Raw genomic sequence first — 23,977 nt, forward strand, 5'->3', positions numbered from 1 at the left:
TTATTTACCAACCAGGTCTTCCAAAGCACTTTCAATATTTTTAAATTGAAAACTAAAACCTGTTGCCACAATTTTTTTACAACTTACCGCAGCACTTTTTAATATTTCAATGCTTCTGCCACCCAGCATAAGTTTTAAAATAAATGTGGGTACATGTAAAGGGATAAAAAATAAACGCTTCATTTTTTTTGCCAGCGTTATTGTAAGCGTTTTATTATTTACCGGCTCGGGAGCCACAGCGTTATAAACACCAGTAACGTTTTCGTTTTCTATAGCAAACAAAAACATGTTGCACAGGTCATCAATATGTACCCAGCTGATGATTTGTTTACCGTTGCCTAAAATTGCAGCCACCCCCAATTTAATGGGCGTAATAAATTCTTTTAGTGCCCCGCCTTCTTTACTTAACACAATGCCAATTCTAAATTTCACCAGCCCGATGTTTAATTTTGTAACAGGTGTTATACTTTCTTCCCAAAGCCTGCAGGTATCCCCCAAAAAACTATCGTCAGCTACTTCTTCTTCGGTATGTAATTGTTCGCCGGGTGCATACCAGCCAATAGCACTGGCACTGATCACTTTTTTTACTTTATTGGTATTGTTCTTTAAGCTATTCACAATCAGTTTTGCACTCTCTACCCTGCTGCTTACTATTTCATCTTTATACTCAGGGGTCCATTTTTTATCCATCACACCAGCTCCTGCAAGATGGATGATATAGTCTGCTTCCTGCAAAGCCGCAATATCCATCTCTTGTTTTTTTACATCCCATTTAGCCGTGCTTATACCACTGCCTGGCATTGCAGTTGCCTGCCTGCTCAGTACTATTACTTTATAGCCTTTATTTACCAGGAGTTTACCCAAAGCCTTGCCCACCATTCCGGTGCCACCACTTATTAAAACGGTCTGCATTTTTGTAAATTATTTAACTGTTTATGTAATCACAAAATTTCGTACATCTTATTAACGTAAATTAACGCTATTGGTTTTTAAATCGTAATTTTAATTATAAAGATCCTCATTCATGAACCGCATCATTTTTGTTATTGCTATATTTCTTGTATTGCCTGCGTTAGCTTTTTGTCAAAAAGTTACATACTCAGATTATGAGCAGGAAGATAATAACCGGGATATTAATTTCGAAATCATTGGTAAGATGAACGGCCATTTTTTAGTGTACAAAAATGTAAAGTGGCGTCATAAGATCAATATTTTTAATTACGACATGACCATTAAGGAAACCGTTAAATTAGATTTTGTTCCTGAAAAAACCTTTAATGTTGATTTTGTAATTTATCCGGATCATTTTTTTATGATCTATCAATACCAGAAGCGCAATACCCTGCACTGTATGGCTGTAAAATTAGATGGAGATGCTAAAAAAATAGGGGAGCCTTTTGAATTAGATACCACACAGATTTCTATACTGGCCGATAATAAAATTTACACCACCATCAACAGCGAAGACAAGCAGAAAATAATGGTGTTTAAAATTCATAAAAAATATGACCACTACAGCCTGGTAACACTTTTATTCGACAGCAGTTTGCACCTGCTCAATAAAAGCAGGCGTACATTGGAGTATAACGAACGCAGGGATAATTATGATAATTTTTTACTGGACAATGATGGTAATTTTGTTTTTACAAAAGATAGTAAAAATGGTAACAGGGATAACAGCAATAGTTTAAGCCTGGCTATAAAAGCGCCTTCTGAAGACAGTATTATCTTTCACGAGATAGACCTCGAAAAATATTATATTGATGAAGTAAAAGTAAAAGTTGATAACCTCAACAAAAAGTATCTTATTAATTCCTTTTATTACAAAAAAAACCGTGGTAGTATTGAAGGGTTATTTACTTACGAATGGGACCGGGATAGTGCCAAGACCTTTCTACGTGATTTTACCGTTTTGGGCGATACCATAAGGGACGAAGCCAAAACAAACGGGCAGTTGCGTTTTGCATTAGATGATTTTTTTATTCGCCAGGTATTTGTAAAAAAGGATGGAGGCTTTTTACTTACTGCCGAAGACTATTCTACCCAGGGACGTGGCAATAACAACCCATGGAATCGCTGGGATTACCTTAACAATTCTTATTACAGCCCGTATTCCTCTTACTACTATAATCCTTACTATAATTATTACCGCCCCTTAGGTAGTTATAATTCCAACCAAAGCACCAGGTATTATTATGCCAATATTATGATCTTAAGTGTAGATAAAAATGGTAAGCTGGAATGGAGCCGGGTGATTCATAAAGATCAGTTTGATGATGACAATGAAAATTTTCTATCTTTTTCCACTATGAACAGCGGCGGCGAAATCCACTTTTTATTTAATGATGATAAAAATAAAAACCAGATCATCGCTAACCACAGCATTACTCCTGCTGGTGTAATTACCCGTAACCCCACATTAAAAAGCCAGGAACGTGGCTACCAATTTATGCCCAGCCTGAGCAAGCAGGTAGGCGCAAGTCAGTTGATTATTCCATGCATGTACAGGAGTTATATCTGTTTTGCCCGGGTGGATTTTTAAGATAAGAGCAGATAAGCCAGGATTACAAAAGGTATTTTGCCTTTAAGTTTTTCATCAATAGATTTCTTAGTCTTCTGATAATTATTTTATTAGCAGTATAGCTCCGTCAGCAGATATACTTTCTACTTCAATTTTTAATTCTTTGTTTGCTGTAAGTATTTTATCAATTATTTCTTTTGTTTTAAGCGTATGCTTTACTTCAAGTATTGCAATACTGTTACTGTAATTATCACTGTTAAGATTGCTGATGCCTTCCGTTTTTTCAATCCGGGATACGATTGTAGAGAGTTGATTGTACTTAATATTTTTTATAGTGATTTTTGTATTAATCGTTTTAACACTGCTCGTATTTCCATTGTTATTTGTATTTCCACCTGCTGCATTGTCATCTGCATTGTGTAAACCTATTGTGATCACTTTTGGTGTTACATCTTTACAGGGTTTGTCTTTTTTGGGAAAAACAATACCTGTTACAGCGGTTAAAATTTTTTTCCCCTCGCCGGCTTTTGCTGCATATACATTTGCCCTGGATGTACTGTCAACATTACTGGTTAATGCTGATGAAACCTCATCAAATGTTGCTTTTTTTACTTTTTCAGTTGGCGCTTTAATGCCTTGGTTTATGGCAGTATTAGCGTCAATACTATATATTGCTACTGCTATAATTTCCAGGGCATCGCAGGCACTTTCGGCTTCAAATACCTGGTCTTTAAGTGCAACCAGCAAGTTGTACTGTTTTTCTGCTGCAGCTGATAAGTTTTTATCCTGCAGTTCCTGTATTGTTGCCAGGTATAATGCGCTGATATCTGCTTTGTTTTTCCCTGAAAAATAAATTCTTTCAAAGTAGTCTACTTTTCTTTCATTGTCGTCAGCAGGAGTAACACCCTGGGCTAAACAGTGTACACTAAATGATAAAACTAAAAGAATAATCAAGATAGCGGGCCTGGCAGTGGTTCTTTTATTTTGACTGAATTTCATAAGCATAATTTTAGGCGTTCTAAAATGAAACATTTTACTTCCATGTGATATTGATATCTTTTACTTCTATAATAACATCTTTTTTATCACCGCCGCCATTCCAGTTTGCACTTCCGCTGGGGATGTTTATCAGGCTGAATTTTGATACAGATGGTAATACGTTCAGAAATTTTATAGATCCATTAACCGGAATGTCCTTAGGTAATTGGCTTTTAACCTCATATTTACTTGTACTTTGGCCTAAAGTGGCATTGCCAAATTCAAATTGATTGCCATTGTTATCAAACGCCATCGCTTTTTTTCTGTAATCATAATTATGGCCATGAGGGCCTACCCAAATTAACTGGTTTACTTTTTGAGTATTAGAAAAAGTAAAAAAAACAGTTACGGTTTGTGCGGTTGCATCACCTATACAACTGGTGACTGAAAAATTAATATTATTATCCAGAGTTTTAGTAGTGGAATTGTTATTAATAGTTTCCTGCTGAGGCGTTTTGTTGTTATTGTCTTCTGCCGGCCATTTTTTTGCTTTATTAGTTCTCTCTCTTTGTACTTCGCTATTCAGCTTTAAGCTATCAGCAACCTGTTTTTCATGAGCAGGATATTTTCTTTTAAAAGGATTTATAGAGTCTGCAGGGTTTCTTGCTCTATAAACTTTTGTATCTGTTTTACCTGTTTTGTTTACTGCGGTATCAATATCAGCAGCCATTTTACTTTGAGATAAGGATAATTTACAACTGAATGCAATTAAGAGAGTAATTAATAGTGTTTTCATTTTTTTTATTTGTAGTCAAAAATAATTTTATGTGTAAATATTGTTGTACCCATCATAGGGACTTATTAATTTTTTTATAACAACCCTACCCGTTTTAAATAAGCTGCCGCATTTCTGGCATCACCAAAGCGGAGACCAAAAATATTTTCTGCCTTTTTAAGTATGCGTTTATTATAAGTATCTACAGTGCCTTTTTCTATTTTAAAAGCCTTGGCAATCATTTCACTGGTTACTTTTGTTTTACTGTCATATCTTTTTAGTATCCGCAATTCCTGGATAGAAAAGCCTTTTGTTTCTTCAAATTTTTTCTGCGCCAGTTTTTTCACCAGGTCGTTATTTCCGGAAGCTGATTCGTGTTCATAGAACATTCTTGAATGATAATCTTCATTGCTTAGTTCTTTTATAATGGTAAACTCACTCAGGTAGGCCGTTACCTTATTATCGCTGGTTAATTGAAAAGGATAGCATTGCCTTTTGCAATAAAAGTATTTGCCTGTTTTGTGTTTTAGCGCCAGTGTTGTAACAGAGCAGGGGTATAAGAATTGTGCGGTTATCTGATTATTTATAAGCGCTTCAAAAAAAGCCAGTGCATAAAAACCCTGCACCACAGCATGTGCCGGATGTATTGCGGCTACATAATTTTTTTGAGTAAAATGAGCATCAGTATAACCCAGCCAGGTACTAATACCATTGCAGAATGATATAGCTCCTGATCTTACATCGGTTATAAAATAAAACTGCTCTTTTTTTATCAGTGCATTTAATTGCTGTAATACTGCTTGTTGTAATGGTATGGTAATAATTGCAGGTTGTATATTTTCATGCAGATACAGCTGCGCCAATGCAGTATAAGATTTATTTTTATTAAATAATTGATGATTGGGTATCTGCAGCATAATACTGGTATTGCTATTGTAGTAATAGCAATAACCAGTAGGTTATCATCACCCTGTAAAGATTTTTTAATTATTGTACCAGCGTAAATGCTGCCCAATAGTATGGCGGATATTTTTTGCGCATGAATTGCTGCGTAGTTAAAAAAGCCTGCCTGGTACTTTTTCCGGCAAGCCTGTTGCTGTAAAATATATGCATAAACTCAGCAGTTTCTTTATCAGGTACCTGCCATAAAGAAGCCATGATATAATTAACTCCTGCTATTTTAAAAGCTCTTTGTAAACCGAATACACCTTCGCTGCCACGTAATTCGCCGGTGCCTGTTTCGCAGGCAGAAAGTACTGCTAATTGTGTATTGGGTAAAGATGCAGCTGTTATTTCCAGTGCAGTTAAAATGCCGTCATCTTCACCTGCAGGGCTTCGTCCTTTCCAGCCTTTGTTGCCACCTGCAAGCACAAGGCCGCTGCGTAATAAAGGATTGTCACTGATTTTAAAAACGGAGCCAATGTTTTTTTTAGTAGCTGTATCAGGTATGGTAAAACCATGGGTGGCAAAATGAATTACTTCTGGTGAAGCTTCCCCATCAAGGCTCCTGAAAGCTGCTTCTGTAGCTTTGTCGCCTATATAAAATGATACATTCTTTTTTTGCAGGTCCATATTCTTTTTTATACCAGCCACTTCTTTTAATGTACCCGGCAGGTAAACAAATGAATCCGGCGCAGAGCTCCTGCTTTGCTGGTATACGTAACTGTACTGGTAAGGTTTTACAATACCGGCGGTATCAGCACTTTGTTTATTATAATCGATGCCGCCAAATAATGCAATGGATGCAGGCGGTTTCTGATAAGTATCTTTAATTGCTACCTGCCTTGTAGAAGTTACTTGTATCAGGCTGTATGTATCGCATAATACGCTGCCATTTTTACCAGGAATGGCGGCGAAAGCAATATTGTGCAATAACCCATCCGGTGCAAAGTACACTGTGGTTACATTTGATAAGTACGGCTCAAGTGGTTGCCAGATTAAATGGTATACCCCGCTTGTAGTATTTTTTGTACTGGGTATTTTATTGATTGGTTTACCACTTCTTGTTACGATAGGTTCTTTATATGCAAAGCTTTTAAGTGCCGCCTTTAATGCACTTTCTTCAAAAAGCTTTATAAACACAGGCACACTGTCTTTTGGCCGTAATACCATGGCAGCATAGTAAAAATTATAATTAAAATCGTTGCCAATTTCTTTAAAGCGGATAAATTCTATTGCGGCTTCAGCTGGTGCCAGGTTATTACGTACATCCTGCCACGTGATATTGAATTTTTCTTTGATATTCCGGAAGCTTTCAGATTGGTGCATCAGATCTTTTTCCTGCTGAATAGTTACATCGGCCAATGAGTCTGAATTAATTACTCGTGCTGTAACCGGTTGTGTAAGCGTTTTATTTAGTAATGATTTATTGCTTTTATAATTCTTCCAAAGGTTTACGGTTATACTATCTTTTGATTGCAGCATTTCTTTAGAAAGAACGGACGTGTTTTGAATGGCTATGCCGTTTATAAGCAGCCTGTTATTATAAGCAGCTTTTAAAAGATCGGGTAAATTATAATGTGCTAAAGAAGAATAGGGCATGGAAAAAGGTGTTTCATTATTTTTTACATGAGCTATCAACTGGCTCTCTGTTAAAAAATCCAGTTTATTTAGCAAAAGAAATTCTTCAACAGCTAGGTTTTTTAATGCGGCTTTACTTGCCGCCGCATAATTTTTTGTTAACAGGTATAATTCACACTGATTTGAAATCAAATTGATATAATCCTGGTTAGTTTCTCCTGAGATGTTTTTTCGTACAGAAAGAGCTTCTTTATATAAGGAATCGGCAACCGTAAAACTTTTTTTTCTTGTGTAATAAAGTGCCAGGTTATTAAGTGTAATGGCATAATCAGTATTATTTGTTCCAAAAAGTTTTCTCCTGGTTTCAAGCGATTCTTTAAGCATCATCTCCGTAGCAGAATCTTTACCACTTTTTATATACAAAAAAGCAAGATTGTTAAGCGAGGTAGCATATTCAGCACTATTTTTACCAACTGTAATTTCATTAACCGACATTTGATGCCGGATCAATTTTTCGGCACGGCTATATTCAAGTAATTGCTGGTAAGTAGATGCCAATAATCCTTCTGTAAGTGCATATTGCGGATTTTTATCGCCTGTTGTTTTTTCAAAAATGGAAATGGCTTTATCAAAAACTGTTTCTGCCGCTAAAAAATTCCCCAATACATAATAGACTACGCCAAGGTTGCTCAAAGTATGACCGTAATCAAAACTTTCTGCACCAAATACTTTTCGTTTAATTGCTGCGGTTTCAATAAATGTTTTTTCTGCAAGCGCTAATTTACCAGTGGCATAATATAAGCCGGCGAGGTTGTTTTTAAAAGTTAAATAATCAGCACTTTCTTCTCCTTCTGTATTTTTAAAAATAGCACCGGCTTTTAAGTATAAACTTTCTGCTTCGGTATATTTACTTTGTAAGCGGTATAATACTGCAAGGCTGGTAATATAATTAGCATAAGCAACATTGTCTTCTCCCGAAATTTCTTTTTGAATTTTCACAGCCGATAAAAAATAATTTTCTGCATCGGCCCATTCGGCTAGTTTTTCGGCTACATTGCCCAGGTTATCCAGTTGCATTGCATAAGCAGCACTTTTTTCACCTTCTTTATTTTTAATGATGGTAATAACTTCTTTAAATGTTGTTTTTGCTTCTTTGTAATTACCATTAGAAAAATACGACTCTCCAAGGTTATTCATAGCTGCTATATACGAAGTATCGGTAACAGCTACTTTTTGCTTTAAAGCAGCCACATTTTTTTCCGCCCAAAAAATGGCGGTTACAAAATTGCCTTTGTTGAAATAATACTGCATAGAATCCTGCAATATTTTTTGCTCCTGGGCAAACACAACAGTACTCAATAATAAAACAGGTAAAGTAAACACCAGAATTTTTCTGATCATCGGTTAAAGAATAAAAGTTAATTAGTTTATAAATATATTACTCCTGTAATGCTTTCAATAAAGTTGCAGCCATGGTTTTGTATCTATAGTAGGTACTATTGTTGCTTATTATTGCAAGTAGTTTACCGGCCTCCGCAACATCGCCTTTTTTTATGTATCCCAGCGCCAGGTACCATTGTGCTTTTATTTTAAGTTTTGCATCATCGGCATTTTGTTCTATCCATTGCAGGTTGCTTAATGCCTGTGGTATAGTATTGGTTTTTAAAAAAGCAATGCCTTTGTAATAATGGCCCAGTTGCAAAATATTTTGCCTGCTCTCTATCCCCCGGGTGGCTGGTATGTTAGCCAGGTCTATTTTTTGTATAGCAGCATAATCGTTATCCTGGTAACTGGTAAAAGCCTCTGCCAGGTATACAGGATAATTTTCCGGTATAGTATCGACAGAAAAATATTGCCGGTATAATGCAGCCAGTTGTTTTATTTTGTTACTGGTATCTATTGTAGCTGTAGTTATTAACAGACTGTCATTTTTCTTAACATCAGGGGTATCAATATTTTTTACAACCAAAGGGGCGATATTCTTTTTTGGCTGTAGCAATAGTACTGAAATTATTATGGCTGCAAAGGATGCTGCAATTGCAAAAGAAAACCAATTACTTTTAGTTACGGGTATAACTGGCATTTCTTTTATTAGCTTATTGTTGTCTCCAATAGCAATATCTTCCTTTACACTTTTATTAGTAGTAAACGCAAAACTATCCCTTACACTTTGCTCAAAATCCAATTGCTTACGCATTTCGGGGTTACCTGCCAGTTCTTTTTCAAAAGCCTCCATGTCTTTTACCGACATGGCAGCGTCTAAAAAGTTAACGATGCGTTCATATTGTTCTGCACTTATACTCATCAGCTATTTGTGTTTTCAGTTAAATTTCTCAGGCGTTCCATACATCTGTAAATCCGGTTAGTGGCCGACGCCTTAGTAATACCCAAAAGCGCAGCAATCTCATCACATGTTTTTTCATCCAGGTGTCGCCATATAATTATCTGCCTGTCTGCTGGTTCCATTTTAGAAAGCGCCAACTGTAATAGTGAATAGCGTTCTTCAATAGCTTCTTCACTATCTATATTAAGCTCTGTAGCTTCTTCTCTGTATCCAAGTGTATATTTTTCTTTTTTCTCCAGTAGTCTTTTTTCAGATTGCAGGTTTTGCCTTAAAGTAGTCATGTAAAAACCTGATAAAACAGATTTAATATTTACGTTACCATCGTAAATATTTCCAGCCCTGGCTTTTGTTGTAAAAAGTAAAATGCTATCTGTAAAAGATGTGTTGGATACAAAAGCCATAAATTCCTCAGGATAACCGTTATAAATTATGGAAGATCGTTTTATAAATTCCTGTTTAAGACAATTGTAAAAGCAGGATACAATTTTATCAGCATCCTGTTGCAGGTTTGCTGTAAAAACTGCTACTATTGCCTCAATGTTAGTCTTAAAAATGGCCTTGCATTCATCGGGGCACATATAAATACTTTGGATTTGGCTTAATGGTTTATAAAAATCTCACCAGGTACAGGAATTCTACAAGTTATCATTAAAGATAATTTAATCTGATAATAGAAATACATAACATTAAAATAAATTTTTATAAAATCTTTTTATTCATCTAATAATTAACCACCTTTGCAAAACATTATTAATTATTCATTCTCAACTATTGATTACCTGTGACGGGCACTTTTAAAGCCAACAATCCTTACAATACCTTTTTATTGCTGATCTATGGCATCTTATTAAAGCTGCCAATGTTTTTATATCCCAAAGTGCCACAGGAGCAGCAGATTGACGGCTTTTTGTACAGGGCTTTATTAAAATGGCTGCATCCGCTTGCAGGTGGTATACCCGTTATTTACCCTTTTATTGCTTATTTGTTATTGTATACACAAGCCGTTTCTTTTAATAAACTGGTGAATGAACTGAAGCTGATGCAAAAGCCTAACTACCTTACCGGTATGAGTTATTTGCTGGTTACTTCTTTGTTCTCAGAGTGGAATATGCTTTCCTCACCTCTTATTATCAATACACTAATAATTTGGGTGTGGGCTAAAATGAGCGGTTTGTATAACGATGAAAATCCCAAACGATCATTGTTCAATATCGGTATTGCCATCGGCATTGCTACTTTTTTTTATTTCCCATCCCTGGCCTTTGTAGTGCTGGTGATTTTTGGGCTGGCCATTATCCGCCCCTTTAAATTATCAGAATGGTTTATCGCTTTGGTGGGTATTGTAACACCCTATTATTTTTTACTGGCCTGGGCATTTTTAACTGACAGGTGGAAAAATTATCAGTTTCCGGGTATTGCGGTTACCAGCCCAAAATTCAATCAAACCAACTGGTCTTATGTAGCCATTATTGTGGTGTTGATCACTTGCGTGGCCGGTTTCTTTTTTGTGCAGCAGAATTTCAGGCGCCAGTTGATACAGGCACGCAAAAGCTGGAACCTGGTGTTTTTATACCTTGTAGTAGCTGTTTTTGTGCCTTTTATAAATGCCACTCACACTTTCGAATACTGGATATTGTCTGCCGTGCCACTTTCTGCACTTTTAGGTGCTGCATTTTTATACCCCAATAACAGAAAAATTCCACTGCTGTTGCACTGGGTAATGGTGGCTTTTGTAATTGCTATCAGCTACTTTGTTCACTCTTGATATCAGATTGGCAAAATGGCAAATATTGCCCGGCCCGGAAGCGCCTGGTATCCACACATTCTGTATCCGTAAATTCGGTATTCCACATTGTTGTTTTACATTTGCAATTAAAATAGTTCGTTATGAAGTTTGGCGTAGTAGTTTTTCCCGGTAGTAATTGCGACAGAGACATGATTGAATCCCTGCAAAATGATTTAAAGCAGGAAGTAATTCAGCTTTGGCATAAAGATAAAGACCTGAGCATGTTTACTACCGATGATTGTATTGTGCTACCCGGCGGCTTCAGTTACGGCGATTATCTCAGGTGTGGCGCTATTGCTCGCTTTAGCCCTATGATGCAGAGCGTAATTGAATTTGCCAATAAAGGCGGTAAAGTACTGGGTATCTGTAATGGCTTCCAGATATTATGTGAAAGTGGATTACTTCCCGGCGTACTATTACGTAACAGCCAGCAACAATTTGTGTGCAAAAATATTTTTATGAAAGAAGCCGCTTCCGAAAGCTGCGAAGCAATAAAAGTTCCGGTGGCGCATGGCGAAGGCAGGTATTTTGCCAATGACAAAACTTTGGAAGAACTGGAAATGCACCGCCAGATCATTTACCGCTACTGCGACGAAAACGGCAATATTACCCACGAAAGTAATCCTAACGGTGCTATACATAATATTGCAGGCATATGTAATAAAGAAAGAAATGTATATGGTATGATGCCCCATCCTGAAAGAGCCACCAGCAATATTTTAAGCAATGAAGACGGCAGAAAAATATTTAACCACCTGTTTGGTATCAATTAAGAATATTTAACAGGCGGTGTTAATTGCATTAACCTGATTTTGTCGGCTATTTAACAATTGTGATTAAAGTGTGGGGTTAAATTTGCATATTGAATGGAGGAGTTGAATAATCATTGTATTGCTGCCCAACCATAAGTAAATTAAAAACATCTTGTTTAAGTAAACAGGATATTAAACATAAAGAATGAAAAAAATAATTGTTGCAATCGGGTTAATGATATTTACAATAGGTGCTGTTAATGCACAAAAGGTTGCCTGGTCTTACACTGCAAAAAAATTAGCCGGTGATAAATACGAATTACATATTACTGCGCAGCCCCCTACTGGCTGGCATATTTATTCTCAAAACACACCCGATGGAGGGCCGGTACCAACTACTTTTAAATTTAATAAGAACCCACTGGCCACTATTGCAGGAAAAGTTAAAGAGAATGGTAAGCTGGTATCCTATTATGACAAAAGTTTTAAGGTAAATGTAAAATATTTTGAAGGCAAAGTGGAGTTTACACAAATAGTTTCGGTAAAAGCTAAAATTAAAACCAATATCACCGGCGAAATAGAATCAATGATCTGCAACGACAGAACTTGTATGCCACCATCTACTGAAACATTTGCCATCCCTATTCAATAATTTTTAATGATATTAAAGTTTGTTTCCAAATACTTAAAGCAACTGGCTACATTGTCACTGTTGCTTTTTTTATCTGCAGTATTATTTGCGCAAAACACAGGGCAGCTTAAGTGGCAGCTATCTTCTCAAAAAATAAATGATAAGGAATATAGTATTACTGCAAAGGGAATTGTTGCAGATGGCTGGCGTGTATACAGTAATAAAACAGTAATTGACGGCCTGGAAAAAGCAGCTATTAATTTTACCGATAGCAGCATTAAAAAAAATGGTGAAGCTGAAGTGGGTGGTGCAGAAAAAAATATCACCGACCCGGTGTTTAATGTAAAGGCAGTAGTTGTTGAAAAGGAAGTTACACTGTCTCAGAAAATTATTTTTACCAGTACCATTCCTGCTAATTTAAAAATTTCGCTTGCTTATAGTTTTGCAAAAGGTAACGACCAGTTTTTTCCAGAAGCCGGAGAAAAATTTGATGTAGCCATTGAAGGCGGTGTAGCCGTATCAGCAAATGATAACCGCATTAAAATAAATTCAATAGATTTAAAAAATCCTGTTGCAAACTGTGGCAACACAACAGCCGAAGAAAGTAAAGGGTTATGGCAGATATTTTTAATTGGCTTTTTAGGCGGATTGATTGCATTGCTTACACCTTGTGTTTTTCCAATGATTCCATTAACGGTTTCTTTCTTTACCAAAAAAGAAACCAACCGTAAAAAAGGGGTATTTAATGCATTGATCTATGGTGGTTTTATTTTTTTGATTTACGTATTACTAAGCGTGCCTTTTTATTTTTTACCAAAAGGCAATGAAGAGATCTTAAATAATATCAGCACCAATCCCTGGTTAAATATTGCGTTCTTCATCATCTTTATTGTTTTTGCATTATCGTTTTTTGGTTTGTACGAAATTACATTGCCATCATCTATTGCTAACAGAGCCGATGCTAAATCCAACACCGGAACTTTAGTAGGTATTTTCTTTATGGCACTTACCTTGGCAGTGGTATCGTTTTCATGTACTGGCCCAATTTTAGGAAGTTTGTTGGTAGGAGCATTAAACGGTGGTGCCATAAATCTTACTGCAGGCCTTGCTGGCTTTGGTTTAGCATTGGCTCTGCCTTTCGCAATATTTGCATTATTCCCACAATTACTTTCTTCTTTACCAAAAAGCGGCGGCTGGCTTGGTGAAGTAAAAGTGGTATTAGGATTTATAGAACTGGCCATGGCGATGAAATTTTTAAGTAATGCAGATCTTACACAACATTGGGGCGTTATTAAAAGAGAAGTATTTATAGGCACCTGGGTTTTTTGCGGGCTATGTGTTACACTCTATTTATTAAACCTGCCTCCGTTTAAAAGAAAATACCCGGTTAAATCTTCTAAAGCAAAATTGATTTTTACGTTATTGTTTGCTGCAATAACCATTTACCTTATTCCCGGTGTAACCAATACAAAGTATGCAAAACTTTCTTTGGTAAGTGGTTTTCCACCGCCATATTGTTATAGCGTGTACCAGCAGCCTTTTTATTGTGATGAACCGTTGAAGGATTATAACGAAGCACTAAAACTGGCCAGGGAAAGAAACAAACCCATCATGATTGATTTTACGGGATGGAATTGTGTGAACTGCCGCAAGATGGAAGAAAATGTTTGGCCCGATGAAAAAGTAAAAAAACTGATGGGAGAATTTATCCTTGTTTCATTATATGTGGATGACAGAAAAAAGCTGCCGGCATTTAAACAATTTACCTACACTACCACTGATGGCACAAAAAAAGATATTGTAACGGTAGGGGATAAGTGGGCAACATTTGAAGTAGAGAATTTTGCACATACTTCGCAGCCCTATTATGCACTTATTTCCCCTGATGAAAAATTATTGAATACACCGGAGCCTTATGAGTCAAGCCCGGCGGCTTATGCCGCATGGCTGCAGTGTGGACTGGATGCATTTGCAAAAATGAAAAAGTAATTCGTTATTTCGCATCAAAACTCACACACTCTTTCAATTCTTTTTCTGTGTAAGCTTTATTGTATTGCTTTAATACATCAGCAGGCACACCGTTCCATTGTGTAGGAGAGTTGCCGGCGTAACCAATATCTTTTACGCCGATTTCAGAAGTATAAAAACCCGTAGCAGTAAGATTACGCATCAGTTTAAAAAATTCCACCCCCTGGCTCATTTCGGGCTTTGCTTTTTTAGGGTAGGCGATCATATCTACCATTTCAATCTGCTGCTGCTGGCTGCAATCTTTAAAAGCTTTTTCGTAACGGGTAAGGCATTGCATATCTAACCAGCGCAAACCACCTCTTAATGGTAACTGGTGTTTAGGCATATCCTTTACAATAAACTCAATAAAGTCTGGTACTTTGGCATCACTGGCACTACCGCTTACTGCATCTTTAGGTATAATGATATCTCCTAAAATGGTGATCGTAGCCATTTCTTCAGTGGTAAAGAATTTCTCTTGTGCTAACAATTGTTTTTCACGTTTCAACTCTGCCGGGTTACGGTCCAGGTTGAATGTGGGTTCTGCCGCTACGTCAGCTTTTTTATCGTTAGGTGTACAACCTTCTATAACTGCTGGTGCAACAAAAGCGCCGGTAGCTAAAAGTTTTAATGATTTTCTTCTGTCCATTTCGACAAATATTTTTTGTTTAAAATAAAGCTTCAATCTCTTTATTCAATCTTAGCTTGTATTCATTGAACATTGAATATTGAGCATTGATTATTGAACATTTTTTCTGAGAGCCAAAAACTACAAATTATTTTTCTTCATCTCCTCAATAATATATTCCGATGCCCTCATACTCAACGCCAGAATCGTCCACGTAATATTTTTATCGGCCTGGCTCACAAACTGCCCGCCATCTACACAAAATAAATTTTTACAGTCATGTGCCTGGCTGTATTTATTCAGGGCAGATCTTTTAGGATCATTGCCCATCCTTACCGTACCACCTTCATGAATAATTTCTCCCGGCTTGGTCAACCCCCAGTTATTTTTTTCATCATCATCGCCACCCGAAGTAATGATAGCGCCCATATTGTGCATGATCTCTTTAAAAGTTTCCTTCATGTGCTTAGCCTGGTTAATTTCATAGTCACTCCATTTTACATTGAATTTTAAAACAGGAATGCCATATTGATCAACAGTAGTGGGATCGATAGCGCAATAATTAGTTTCTACCGGCACTGCTTCGCCACGGCCGGCCATACCAACGCCTGCACCATAAAAATAACGGTAGTCTTCTTTTAACGATGCCCCGTAGCCGCCGGCTTCTTTTTGTTTACCATTCACTACATATTTGCCATTCAGGTTTTCAATATTAAAACCAAAGCCATAAGCAGGCTGGCTTTGTCCTCCCCAGTACTCAATATGATACCCTCTTGGAAAATCCAGTTTTTTATTGTCTAACCACCAGGGAGAATAAATATGCATGCCACCAACACCATCTTCATTATATCTTTTTCTGCCAAATAACTCCGGCAATACGCCTGATACAGACGCACCGGTAGAATCATGCAAATATTTGCCTACCACATTACTGCTGTTGGCCAATCCATTTGGGTGGCGTTGCGATTTTGAGTTGAGTAATAGCCTGGCGCTTTCGCAGGCACTGGCAGCCAGTATCACTACTCTGCCATTTACCTGGTATTCCATCATGTCATCTTTTAAAATGTAAGAGACACCGGTTGCTAATCCTTCTTTATTGGTCAAAACTTCTCTTGCCATAGCATTGGCCACCACATCAATATTGCCCGTTTTCATAGCCGGGTAAATCAATACATTGGGCGAAGAAAAATCTGCTTTTGCCATACTGCAGTTTCTGCCACATTGGCCACAAAAAAAACATGCTTTTCTATCCGCATCATTTTCTATTGGTTTTGTAAGAATAGAAAGACGGGACGGAATTACCCTTACCCCCGATTGTGTGGCTGCAGTTTTTATAAACAGTTCATGTAATCTTGGCCTTGGCGGAGGAAGAAAAATGCCATCAGGGTCATTCTCCAAACCTTCATTGGTACCAAAAATACCGATCATCTTATCTAACTTATCGTAGTAAGGTTTTACATCTTCATAGCCAATCGGCCAGTCATCGCCTAAACCATCAATACTTTTTCTTTTAAAATCTTTAGGACCAAAGCGTAAAGAGATTCTTCCCCAGTGATTGGTTCTTCCTCCAAGCATTCTTGCACGCCACCACAGCCAATCTGTGCCTTCTTCTTTTGTATATGGCTCGCCCTCTAAACTCCAACCGCCATAGCAGGCATCAAAATCGCCAAAAGGCCGTATTGTGGTACTGGCACCACGGCGTGGAGAATCCCAGGGATGTTTAAGCTGCGTAATATTTTTTTGAGGATCATACATGTAACCAGCTTCAAGCATGCATACTTTAAAACCGGCTTTAGCTAATGTATATGCAGCCATACCACCACCGGCGCCGGAGCCAACTATTACAACATCGTATTGTTTGGCCTGTTTCTTAATCTGTAAATCTCCCATACAGCAAAAATGTTTTTTATATCGATTGAAAATTTACAGCAATATTTTTTAATAAAATGATTTTGGTTAAAGATTTTATGGGTAAAAGCAGGAATGGTGGAAAATACAGGAACACGGATGACACGGATTGAACGGATAAAAAAGATTTTTATTTAAATAAGCTTATTACTTCAAATAAAACTTTCTGAAAAGGATTACCATTGATCTTTCTGCTACGCAGAAAATGTTTTTGGGTAAAGATTGTATGGATAAAAGCAGTAATGGTGGTAAATACAGGAACACGGATGACATAGATTGAACGGATAAAAAGATTCTTGTTTAAATAAGCTTATTACTTCAAATAAAACTTTCTGAAAAGGATTACCATTGATCTTTCTGCTACGCAGAAAATGGTTTTGGGTAAAGATTGTATGGGTAAAAGCAGGAATGGTGGTAAATACAGGAACACGGATGACACGGATTGAACGGATAATACTTAACAAGTTAAGCAGTATTTTTCTCCACATAAAAAATCCTTTTTTATCCCTCTAACCCGTCTAATCCATGTTCCTAAAAACAAAAAACCCTTCAAAAAATTTTGAAGGGTTTCAATTTGTATCGGGGGTTACAAAATTTATAGAGCAATTTGCTTCTCAGTCATCAGCTTGCGCAGGTTAATTAAACCATAACGCATGCGGCCTAAAGCAGTATTGATGCTGCATTTAGTAAGATCAGCAATTTCTTTAAAACTTAAATCGGCATAATGACGCAGGATAATCACTTCACGTTGGTCTTCAGGAAGCATATCTACCATTTTCCTGATCCTTTCGTGGCTTTGGCCACTCATCATTTTGTGGTCAGCACCAGGTTCGCTGAAGTTTAATACTTCAAAAATGTCCCTGTCGTCGCTGGTCTTGATGGTTGGGCTACGTTTCACTTTTCTAAAATGATCTACACACATGTTGTGTGCAATACGCATTGCCCATGGCAGGAATTTTCCCTCATCGGTATAACGGCCACCTTTTAAAGTGTCGATAATACGGATAAATACATCCTGGAAGATGTCTTCAGTCAGGTACTTGTCTTTTACTAATAAGTAAATAGAGGTGTAAATTTTGTCCTTGTAACGCATTACGATGGTTGCAAGAGCATCAGCGTCGCCTTCCATATACAAATGAATAAGCTGCTGGTCGGTAAGATTGTTAAGGCATTTCATAAACTTCTACAGTTTTAGTGTGTTAGGACTTTAATTACAGGACCAAAAAATGGGAAAATTGCGTAGAAGTCTTTTAGATAGGCTTTTTCGGCTTTTCACTTTTTTGGATATTGGACTGTAAAAATAATAGATGTTTTGAAATTATTATGAGTAGAAACACTCAATTTTTTCACACCGTTAACATGGTAAAAATACTAAAATGAATTTCTCCACAATAGGTGGATAAGCGCTTTAAGAAAAGTTTCACATATTACAGGCAGCATAATAAGGCCACAGGGATACACGGACCAGGCTGGAGTTTTACAAAGATTTATGGCTGTGAACCTTTGTGTAATCTCCGTGTATCGCTTTGACATAAAATAAAGTAATTTTGAAAATATAGAGGGTAATAAAGTATAAATAAGGTTATGGAAGTAAAAAAAGTAAGTAAAGCAGTTAAAATAAATAAGACAGATAAAGTACCGGCAGCTAAACCAACTACCGGTATAGAGATAAAAGGAGCAAGGGTACATAATTTAAAAAATATATCTGTTACTATACCCAGGGATAAATTGATAGTGGTTACCGGTGTTTCAGGTTCGGGTAAATCATCCTTAACTATTGATACCTTATTTGCAGAGGGCCAGCGCCGCTATGCCGAAAGCCTGAGTGCCTATGCCCGCCAGTTTATGCAGCGCATGGATAAACCCGATGTGGATTATATAAAGGGTTTGTGCCCCGCTATTGCAATTGAACAAAAAGTAATTACCCGTACACCACGCAGTACCGTTGGTAGCATGACGGAAATTTATGATTACCTGCGCCTGTTATTTGCAAGGGCGGGTAAAACCATTTCTCCGGTAAGTGGTAAAGAAGTAAAAAAAGATGATGTAAATGATGTGGTAGAATTTATGGCGCATTTAAAAACCGGCGATAAAGTGTTGGTACTGGTGCCATTTAAACAACAAAAAAACAGGGATGCCAAAGAAGAACTGAATATTTTATTGCAGAAAGGTTTTTCAAGATTATACCAGAATAAAGAAATAGTAAGAATAGAAGATTTGCTGGAGGCAGAAAAGCCACCAACAAAAATCGATCAGAAATCAACCTTCTTGTTAATTGACAGGTTTGTTGTAAAAGCTTTTGACGAAGATGATAAACATCGCATTGCCGATTCTGTTAACACTGCTTTTTATGAAGGTGAAGGAGAATTGTATTTAGAAATTAATGGTAGCGATAAAAAACATTTTTCCAATAAGTTTGAAGCAGATGGCATTGTGTTTGAAGAACCGGTACCTAATTTATTTTCATTTAATAATCCTTATGGTGCCTGTCCCACCTGCGAAGGTTTTTCCCAGATACTGGGCATTGATCCCGATCTTATTATTCCAAACAAACAATTAAGTGTATACGAAGGTGCAGTAGCGCCATGGAAAGGAGAAAAACTTAGTGCATGGAAAGACCAGTTTGTGAGAGCTGCAAAAAAATTCAACTTTCCTATTCATACACCTGTTATTGATTTAACACAGAAACAATCAGATGATCTATGGAATGGTAATGAGCATGTTGAAGGCATTAATGATTTTTTTAAAGAAGTAGAAGCTAACCTGTACAAAGTACAGTATCGTGTTTTATTATCCCGTTACAGGGGAAGAACACAGTGTACAGATTGTAAAGGTTACCGCTTACGTAAGGAAGCATTGTATGTACAGGTAGGAGGTAAACATATTGGCCAGCTTTGCGAAATGCCAGTAAAAGATCTGCAGGTATGGTTTGAAAAATTAAAGCTGAATGAATATGATGCGGTAGTTGCCAAACGAATACTGATAGAAGTTCATCACCGCATAAAAACATTAATGGATGTAGGTTTAGGTTATCTTACCTTAAACCGTTTAGCCAATAGTTTAAGCGGCGGCGAAAGCCAGCGTATTCAGTTAACCAGGAGTTTAGGCAGTAACCTTACCAACTCACTATATATATTAGACGAACCTTCTATTGGCTTACACAGCAGGGATACTGAAAGACTAATAAAGGTATTAAAAGAACTACGTGATCTCGGTAATACTGTAGTGGTGGTGGAGCATGATGAAATGATGATGAGAGAAGCGGATCACATTATTGATATGGGGCCATTGGCCAGTCATTTAGGCGGGGAGATAACTGCAGAAGGAAATTATAACGCTATCATCAGTAATCCGGCCAGCCTTACCGGGAAATATTTATCCGGAGTTTTAAAAATTGAACCACCTAAATCAGTTCGTAAATGGAACCGTTCAGTTAAAGTGGAAGGCGCAAGACAGAATAACTTAAAAAACATCACGGTAGAATTTCCTTTAAATGTATTGTGTGTGGTGAGTGGTGTAAGTGGCAGTGGTAAAACAACTTTGGTAAAACAAATTTTATTTCCGGCATTGCAAAAATTAAAAGGGGAATTTATTGATAAGGCAGGATTGCATAAAGCTATCACCGGTGATGTGGATCATATCTCCCAGATTGAGATGGTAGATCAGAATCCCATTGGCAAATCTTCAAGAAGCAACCCGGTTACTTATATAAAAGCTTATGATGAAATAAGAGATTTATATAGCAGCCAGCCATTGAGTAAGATGAGAGGATTTCAACCCAAACACTTTTCTTTTAATGTAGATGGAGGAAGATGTGATGCTTGTAAAGGAGAAGGCGAGCAAATTGTGGAAATGCAGTTTTTGGCAGATGTACATTTAACCTGCGATGTTTGTGGCGGTAAACGTTTTAAAGAAGAAGTACTGGAAGTAAAATACAGGGATAAAAATATTTATGAGGTACTGGATATGAGTGTAGATGATGCGGTGGATTTTTTTGCCGATGAACCCTCTGTGGCCAATAAAATAAGGCCATTAAGCAATGTAGGCCTGGGCTATGTAAAATTGGGCCAATCGTCTGATACTTTAAGTGGCGGTGAAGCACAAAGGGTAAAACTAGCCTCATTCCTGGGCAAGGGCAAATCGCAGGGCAGTATCCTGTTTATTTTTGATGAACCTACTACGGGGCTGCATTTTAATGATATAAAAAAGCTGCTGGCTTCTTTTAATGCTTTGATAGAGCAGGGGCATTCTATATTGGTAATAGAACACAATACTGATGTTATTAAAAGTGCCGACTGGGTAATTGACCTTGGCCCCGAAGCAGGTGATGGTGGTGGTGAACTGGTTTTTGCCGGCACACCAACTGATTTAAAAAAGAATAAGATTAGCAATACTGCAAAGTATTGCTAATCAATGCCTATATTGTAGAAAAATAGCTACATTTTGAATTTAATGAAAAAAAATGTTGGATAATTAAAACCAGCACCGTATTTTTACGAAGTAAATAAGTACCCTAACCTTACTTACCTCCCTAATTTCAAACTGTAACCCAACACAGAAACAGAAACCAATTCAGTTTTCTTTATTCTTCTTTTAATAAGATTATAATGTCTTATTGAGGAAAAAAATATGACCTTTAACGTCCTTTCAGATATTCTTTCCGATACCTAAGAAACCTATCCTGTCCATTTCCTGCTTGCATTAACCTTCAGCTTATCACACTTTATTTATTTAAAATTAAAAATGGACAACATGAAAAAGTTTTTACTTAACTCGAAATCATTCGTCATCACATTGGTGTTTGCGAATTTGTTTTTTATCTCCAACCTAAAAGCTCAGACAAATACCTGGGATGGTTCATCAAGCACAGCGTGGGCAACAGGGGCAAACTGGTCTTTAAATCATGCTCCTTTGGCAGCAGAAGATGTAGTAATTCCAATTGGTACAGCTGGTACAAACTGGCCCAACTTAGCGGCTAGTACTACTATTAAAAGTTTAACGACACTAGGTAGAGATGCATCAGGTGGTGCACGTGGTGGAAATTTAACAATCAGTACAAATGGCATCACATTAACCATCACAGGAAACCTCACAATAAATGGTGCTACAGGGGGTACTACTGAAAGCACTTTAACTGGTATTACTCTTACAGGTACAACAAGCTCTTTAACTGTAAACGGAAATATCACTGCGACCAATGGAACTACTACCGAGCAACCTGAAATTACCTTAGGAACAGGCACTCTTACCGTTGGTGGTAATATTACAATTGGTACAACAGTTGGCTATACAGTTTCAAACGGTAATGTTGTTTTAAATGGTACAACACAGGCTATTACTTCTCCGGCTGCTACGTATAAAAATCTTACAATATCAGGCGGTGGTACAAAAACCCTATCAGCTAATACTACTACTTTAACTGGTATTTTAACGCTTAATAGTGGTATTTTAACTATACCTGCAGCTGCAACACCTAACCTGATCCTTAATGCCAGTCCTGCTAATGCAATTGCCGGTACTTTTGGTGCAACTACACATATTAAAGCAGCAACTTCAGGAGCTAACAGTGGTTTAATTCGTGTAAACAATATCACCGTTTCTTCTGCTTATACTTTCCCTGTTGGCGATGGTACTAATTATTTACCGGTACAACTTACTTCAAGCAATACTTTAGCTAACAACAGCTTTAGTGTAGGTGTATTTGATGGCGTAACTGCAAACGGTGCTCCAAACGGAACAGCTTTTACTGCAGCTCAAAAATTAAAAATTGTTGACGCAGTATGGATTGTGAATTATAATGGCACTGGTACACCAACAGCTCCATTGGGCGTTAATATGAAATTAGACTGGGTTACCAGCCTGGAAGGAACTTCATTCACTGCAAATCCTAACGCATTAGTTGGTATTGCTCACTACGGCCCGTCTTGGGGAACTTGTCAGCAAACAAGTGCTAACAATGGTACCAATACCGTTACACTTAATGGTATAACTACTTTCTCCCCTTTTGCAGTAGGTACAATTAATGCCGGTGGCGCACCTTTGCCTATCAAGATCTATTACTTTAATGCATCTAAAGGTAATGTTGCCAATACTTTAAACTGGAATGCAGAATGTACCAGCTCACAAGCTACTTTTGAAATTGAGCGCTCTGCAGACGGTAAAAACTTTACCACTATTAACAGCTTTACTGCAACCCAGGCTCGTTGTGCATTGCCATTCAGCTACGATGATGCGGCTCCATTAACAGGTACTAACTTCTATCGTATCAAGATTATTGATATTGATGGCAGAATTAACTACACTTCAATTGTAAAAGTAGGTGCCCAGGTAAGAGATATGCAACTGGCAGGTATTTTACCTAACCCGGTTAGTAACACTGCCCAGTTAAGCATCACTACTTCTAAAAAAGATAAAGTAGAATTGGCTATCGTTTCTCTTGAAGGTAAAGTAGTATACAGGAATACCGTACAGGTACAGTCTGGTTCCAGCCTTGTTAGCCTGGATGTTTCAAACCTTGCTACTGGTACTTACTTTGTAAGAGGCGTATTCAGCGACGGACAAACTAATTCAGTTAAGTTCGTAAAACAATAACACACACATCAATCTATAAAAATGAAAGAGCGTCCTGTAGAAATACGGGACGCTCTTTTTATGTAAACGATTTTTAAGAAAAATGTATTTTTTATCTCAGCCTGTCACTGTCTTTTACCCGCTTTTCATCTTTATTAATAGCCCTTGCTGCTAAAAAAAATAAAAAGACTGCTATACCATGTAACATAGCCCATAATGAATAAGTACCCAGTGTAAAAGTGCTCACTTCCCTGTAGTATAAAAAGATCAGCAGCGCTTCTAATACAATGCCCAGCACGCAAAGCCTTAACTGCAAGGGCCTTTTTTTAAAAAGAAAAATAATCAGCAATGCCAGCAAAGTGGTAATTATAGTAGTGCTGAATAACAGGAAGTTTTCTGTAGCCTTTAACTCGTAAGAGGCAACTCCTTTTGCATTGGTACCACTGTAATAAGGTAGTTTAACGCTAAGCCCAATACAAGTAGCTGCAAGTAATAGCCATACAGATTGAATGCGTTGTATCATAAAAAAAGTTTTAGGAGTTCAGGGTTTAGAAGTT

General features: G+C 37.3%; 18 protein-coding genes. 7 read left to right on the forward strand and 11 right to left on the reverse strand.

The annotated features are described in order from the left end of the window. Positions 1-912, reverse strand: coding sequence for a TIGR01777 family oxidoreductase (locus ACQ334_RS01720; protein ID WP_430986429.1), 912 nt, complete (start codon positions 910-912; stop codon positions 1-3). A 112-nt stretch (positions 913-1,024) separates the two neighbouring features. Between ACQ334_RS01720 and ACQ334_RS01725 the strand changes: the two genes are divergently transcribed. After that, on the forward strand, positions 1,025-2,542 hold the full coding sequence (locus ACQ334_RS01725) for a hypothetical protein (protein ID WP_430986430.1): 1,518 nt from the start codon (positions 1,025-1,027) through the stop codon (positions 2,540-2,542). Positions 2,543-2,623: 81 nt separating this feature from the next. Here the strand turns inward: ACQ334_RS01725 and ACQ334_RS01730 are convergent, their stop codons facing one another. From ACQ334_RS01730 to ACQ334_RS01755, 6 genes are all read right to left on the reverse strand, one after another. Continuing rightward, entirely contained in the window at positions 2,624-3,520 is an 897-nt protein-coding gene (locus tag ACQ334_RS01730; RefSeq protein WP_430986431.1) for a hypothetical protein, read from the reverse strand. A gap of 34 nt (positions 3,521-3,554) precedes the next feature. After that, positions 3,555-4,295: a hypothetical protein gene (locus ACQ334_RS01735; protein ID WP_430986432.1), complete on the reverse strand. Its 741-nt coding sequence runs from the start codon at positions 4,293-4,295 to the stop codon at positions 3,555-3,557. 74 nt (positions 4,296-4,369) lie between these two features. Further along, the gene (locus tag ACQ334_RS01740) at positions 4,370-5,191 is read right to left on the reverse strand and encodes a hypothetical protein (protein WP_430986433.1); all 822 of its coding nucleotides are present in this window, start codon (positions 5,189-5,191) and stop codon (positions 4,370-4,372) included. 70 nt (positions 5,192-5,261) lie between these two features. After that, entirely contained in the window at positions 5,262-8,195 is a 2,934-nt protein-coding gene (locus tag ACQ334_RS01745) for a CHAT domain-containing protein (RefSeq protein WP_430986434.1), read from the reverse strand. A 37-nt stretch (positions 8,196-8,232) separates the two neighbouring features. Next, on the reverse strand, positions 8,233-9,099 hold the full coding sequence (locus ACQ334_RS01750; RefSeq protein WP_430986435.1) for a hypothetical protein: 867 nt from the start codon (positions 9,097-9,099) through the stop codon (positions 8,233-8,235). Then, positions 9,099-9,716 (reverse strand): RNA polymerase sigma factor, encoded by a 618-nt coding sequence (locus ACQ334_RS01755; protein ID WP_430986436.1) that lies wholly within the window; start codon positions 9,714-9,716, stop codon positions 9,099-9,101. The genes ACQ334_RS01750 and ACQ334_RS01755 overlap by 1 nt, the downstream gene beginning before the upstream one ends. Positions 9,717-9,919: 203 nt before the next feature. On the opposite strand from ACQ334_RS01755, the gene ACQ334_RS01760 reads away from it, so the two are divergent. From ACQ334_RS01760 to ACQ334_RS01775, 4 genes are all read left to right on the forward strand, one after another. Next, positions 9,920-10,903: a DUF6427 family protein gene (locus ACQ334_RS01760; protein WP_430986437.1), complete on the forward strand. Its 984-nt coding sequence runs from the start codon at positions 9,920-9,922 to the stop codon at positions 10,901-10,903. A 122-nt stretch (positions 10,904-11,025) separates the two neighbouring features. Beyond that, complete coding sequence (purQ, locus tag ACQ334_RS01765; RefSeq protein WP_430986438.1) at positions 11,026-11,697, forward strand: phosphoribosylformylglycinamidine synthase subunit PurQ; 672 nt, start codon at positions 11,026-11,028, stop codon at positions 11,695-11,697. 184 nt (positions 11,698-11,881) lie between these two features. Then, on the forward strand, positions 11,882-12,328 hold the full coding sequence (locus ACQ334_RS01770) for a protein-disulfide reductase DsbD domain-containing protein (RefSeq protein ID WP_430986439.1): 447 nt from the start codon (positions 11,882-11,884) through the stop codon (positions 12,326-12,328). Positions 12,329-12,334: 6 nt separating this feature from the next. After that, entirely contained in the window at positions 12,335-14,296 is a 1,962-nt protein-coding gene (locus ACQ334_RS01775) for a protein-disulfide reductase DsbD family protein (protein WP_430986440.1), read from the forward strand. Positions 14,297-14,300: 4 nt separating this feature from the next. On the opposite strand, the gene ACQ334_RS01780 is transcribed toward ACQ334_RS01775, so the two are convergent. The 3 genes from ACQ334_RS01780 to ACQ334_RS01790 all read right to left on the reverse strand — a co-directional run bounded on the left by ACQ334_RS01780 (position 14,301) and on the right by ACQ334_RS01790 (position 18,027). Beyond that, positions 14,301-14,963, reverse strand: coding sequence for a gluconate 2-dehydrogenase subunit 3 family protein (locus ACQ334_RS01780; protein ID WP_430986441.1), 663 nt, complete (start codon positions 14,961-14,963; stop codon positions 14,301-14,303). A gap of 120 nt (positions 14,964-15,083) precedes the next feature. Next, complete coding sequence (locus ACQ334_RS01785) at positions 15,084-16,832, reverse strand: GMC oxidoreductase (protein WP_430986442.1); 1,749 nt, start codon at positions 16,830-16,832, stop codon at positions 15,084-15,086. A 613-nt stretch (positions 16,833-17,445) separates the two neighbouring features. After that, a complete protein-coding gene (locus ACQ334_RS01790; RefSeq protein WP_430986443.1) occupies positions 17,446-18,027 on the reverse strand; it encodes an RNA polymerase sigma factor in 582 nt (193 codons plus the stop codon). A 407-nt stretch (positions 18,028-18,434) separates the two neighbouring features. On the opposite strand from ACQ334_RS01790, the gene uvrA reads away from it, so the two are divergent. Both uvrA and ACQ334_RS01800 read left to right on the forward strand, forming a co-directional pair. Then, the gene (gene uvrA, locus ACQ334_RS01795; protein WP_430986444.1) at positions 18,435-21,260 is read left to right on the forward strand and encodes an excinuclease ABC subunit UvrA; all 2,826 of its coding nucleotides are present in this window, start codon (positions 18,435-18,437) and stop codon (positions 21,258-21,260) included. Positions 21,261-21,602: 342 nt separating this feature from the next. After that, complete coding sequence (locus ACQ334_RS01800) at positions 21,603-23,441, forward strand: T9SS type A sorting domain-containing protein (RefSeq protein WP_430986445.1); 1,839 nt, start codon at positions 21,603-21,605, stop codon at positions 23,439-23,441. A gap of 91 nt (positions 23,442-23,532) precedes the next feature. On the opposite strand, the gene ACQ334_RS01805 is transcribed toward ACQ334_RS01800, so the two are convergent. Then, the gene (locus tag ACQ334_RS01805) at positions 23,533-23,943 is read right to left on the reverse strand and encodes a DUF4293 domain-containing protein (RefSeq protein ID WP_430986446.1); all 411 of its coding nucleotides are present in this window, start codon (positions 23,941-23,943) and stop codon (positions 23,533-23,535) included. Between the last annotated feature and the right edge of the window lie 34 nt (positions 23,944-23,977).

Origin of the sequence: Ferruginibacter sp. SUN106, assembly GCF_050611765.1 — a bacterium.
Classification (GTDB): Bacteria; Bacteroidota; Bacteroidia; order Chitinophagales; family Chitinophagaceae; genus Ferruginibacter.

What these genes read in the sequence shown, in the direction of transcription:
- ACQ334_RS01750 (WP_430986435.1), bottom strand. Translation starts at nt 9,099, where the DNA reads ATGAGTATAAGTGCAGAACAATATGAACGCATCGTTAACTTTTTAGAC.
- ACQ334_RS01800 (WP_430986445.1), top strand. Translation starts at nt 21,603, where the DNA reads ATGAAAAAGTTTTTACTTAACTCGAAATCATTCGTCATCACATTGGTG.
- ACQ334_RS01755 (WP_430986436.1), bottom strand. Translation starts at nt 9,716, where the DNA reads ATGTGCCCCGATGAATGCAAGGCCATTTTTAAGACTAACATTGAGGCA.
- ACQ334_RS01805 (WP_430986446.1), bottom strand. Translation starts at nt 23,943, where the DNA reads ATGATACAACGCATTCAATCTGTATGGCTATTACTTGCAGCTACTTGT.
- ACQ334_RS01790 (WP_430986443.1), bottom strand. Translation starts at nt 18,027, where the DNA reads ATGAAATGCCTTAACAATCTTACCGACCAGCAGCTTATTCATTTGTAT.
- ACQ334_RS01720 (WP_430986429.1), bottom strand. Translation starts at nt 912, where the DNA reads ATGCAGACCGTTTTAATAAGTGGTGGCACCGGAATGGTGGGCAAGGCT.
- ACQ334_RS01735 (WP_430986432.1), bottom strand. Translation starts at nt 4,295, where the DNA reads ATGAAAACACTATTAATTACTCTCTTAATTGCATTCAGTTGTAAATTA.
- ACQ334_RS01770 (WP_430986439.1), top strand. Translation starts at nt 11,882, where the DNA reads ATGAAAAAAATAATTGTTGCAATCGGGTTAATGATATTTACAATAGGT.
- ACQ334_RS01745 (WP_430986434.1), bottom strand. Translation starts at nt 8,195, where the DNA reads ATGATCAGAAAAATTCTGGTGTTTACTTTACCTGTTTTATTATTGAGT.
- ACQ334_RS01780 (WP_430986441.1), bottom strand. Translation starts at nt 14,963, where the DNA reads ATGGACAGAAGAAAATCATTAAAACTTTTAGCTACCGGCGCTTTTGTT.
- ACQ334_RS01725 (WP_430986430.1), top strand. Translation starts at nt 1,025, where the DNA reads ATGAACCGCATCATTTTTGTTATTGCTATATTTCTTGTATTGCCTGCG.
- ACQ334_RS01730 (WP_430986431.1), bottom strand. Translation starts at nt 3,520, where the DNA reads ATGAAATTCAGTCAAAATAAAAGAACCACTGCCAGGCCCGCTATCTTG.
- ACQ334_RS01785 (WP_430986442.1), bottom strand. Translation starts at nt 16,832, where the DNA reads ATGGGAGATTTACAGATTAAGAAACAGGCCAAACAATACGATGTTGTA.
- ACQ334_RS01740 (WP_430986433.1), bottom strand. Translation starts at nt 5,191, where the DNA reads ATGCTGCAGATACCCAATCATCAATTATTTAATAAAAATAAATCTTAT.
- ACQ334_RS01775 (WP_430986440.1), top strand. Translation starts at nt 12,335, where the DNA reads ATGATATTAAAGTTTGTTTCCAAATACTTAAAGCAACTGGCTACATTG.
- uvrA (WP_430986444.1), top strand. Translation starts at nt 18,435, where the DNA reads ATGGAAGTAAAAAAAGTAAGTAAAGCAGTTAAAATAAATAAGACAGAT.
- purQ (WP_430986438.1), top strand. Translation starts at nt 11,026, where the DNA reads ATGAAGTTTGGCGTAGTAGTTTTTCCCGGTAGTAATTGCGACAGAGAC.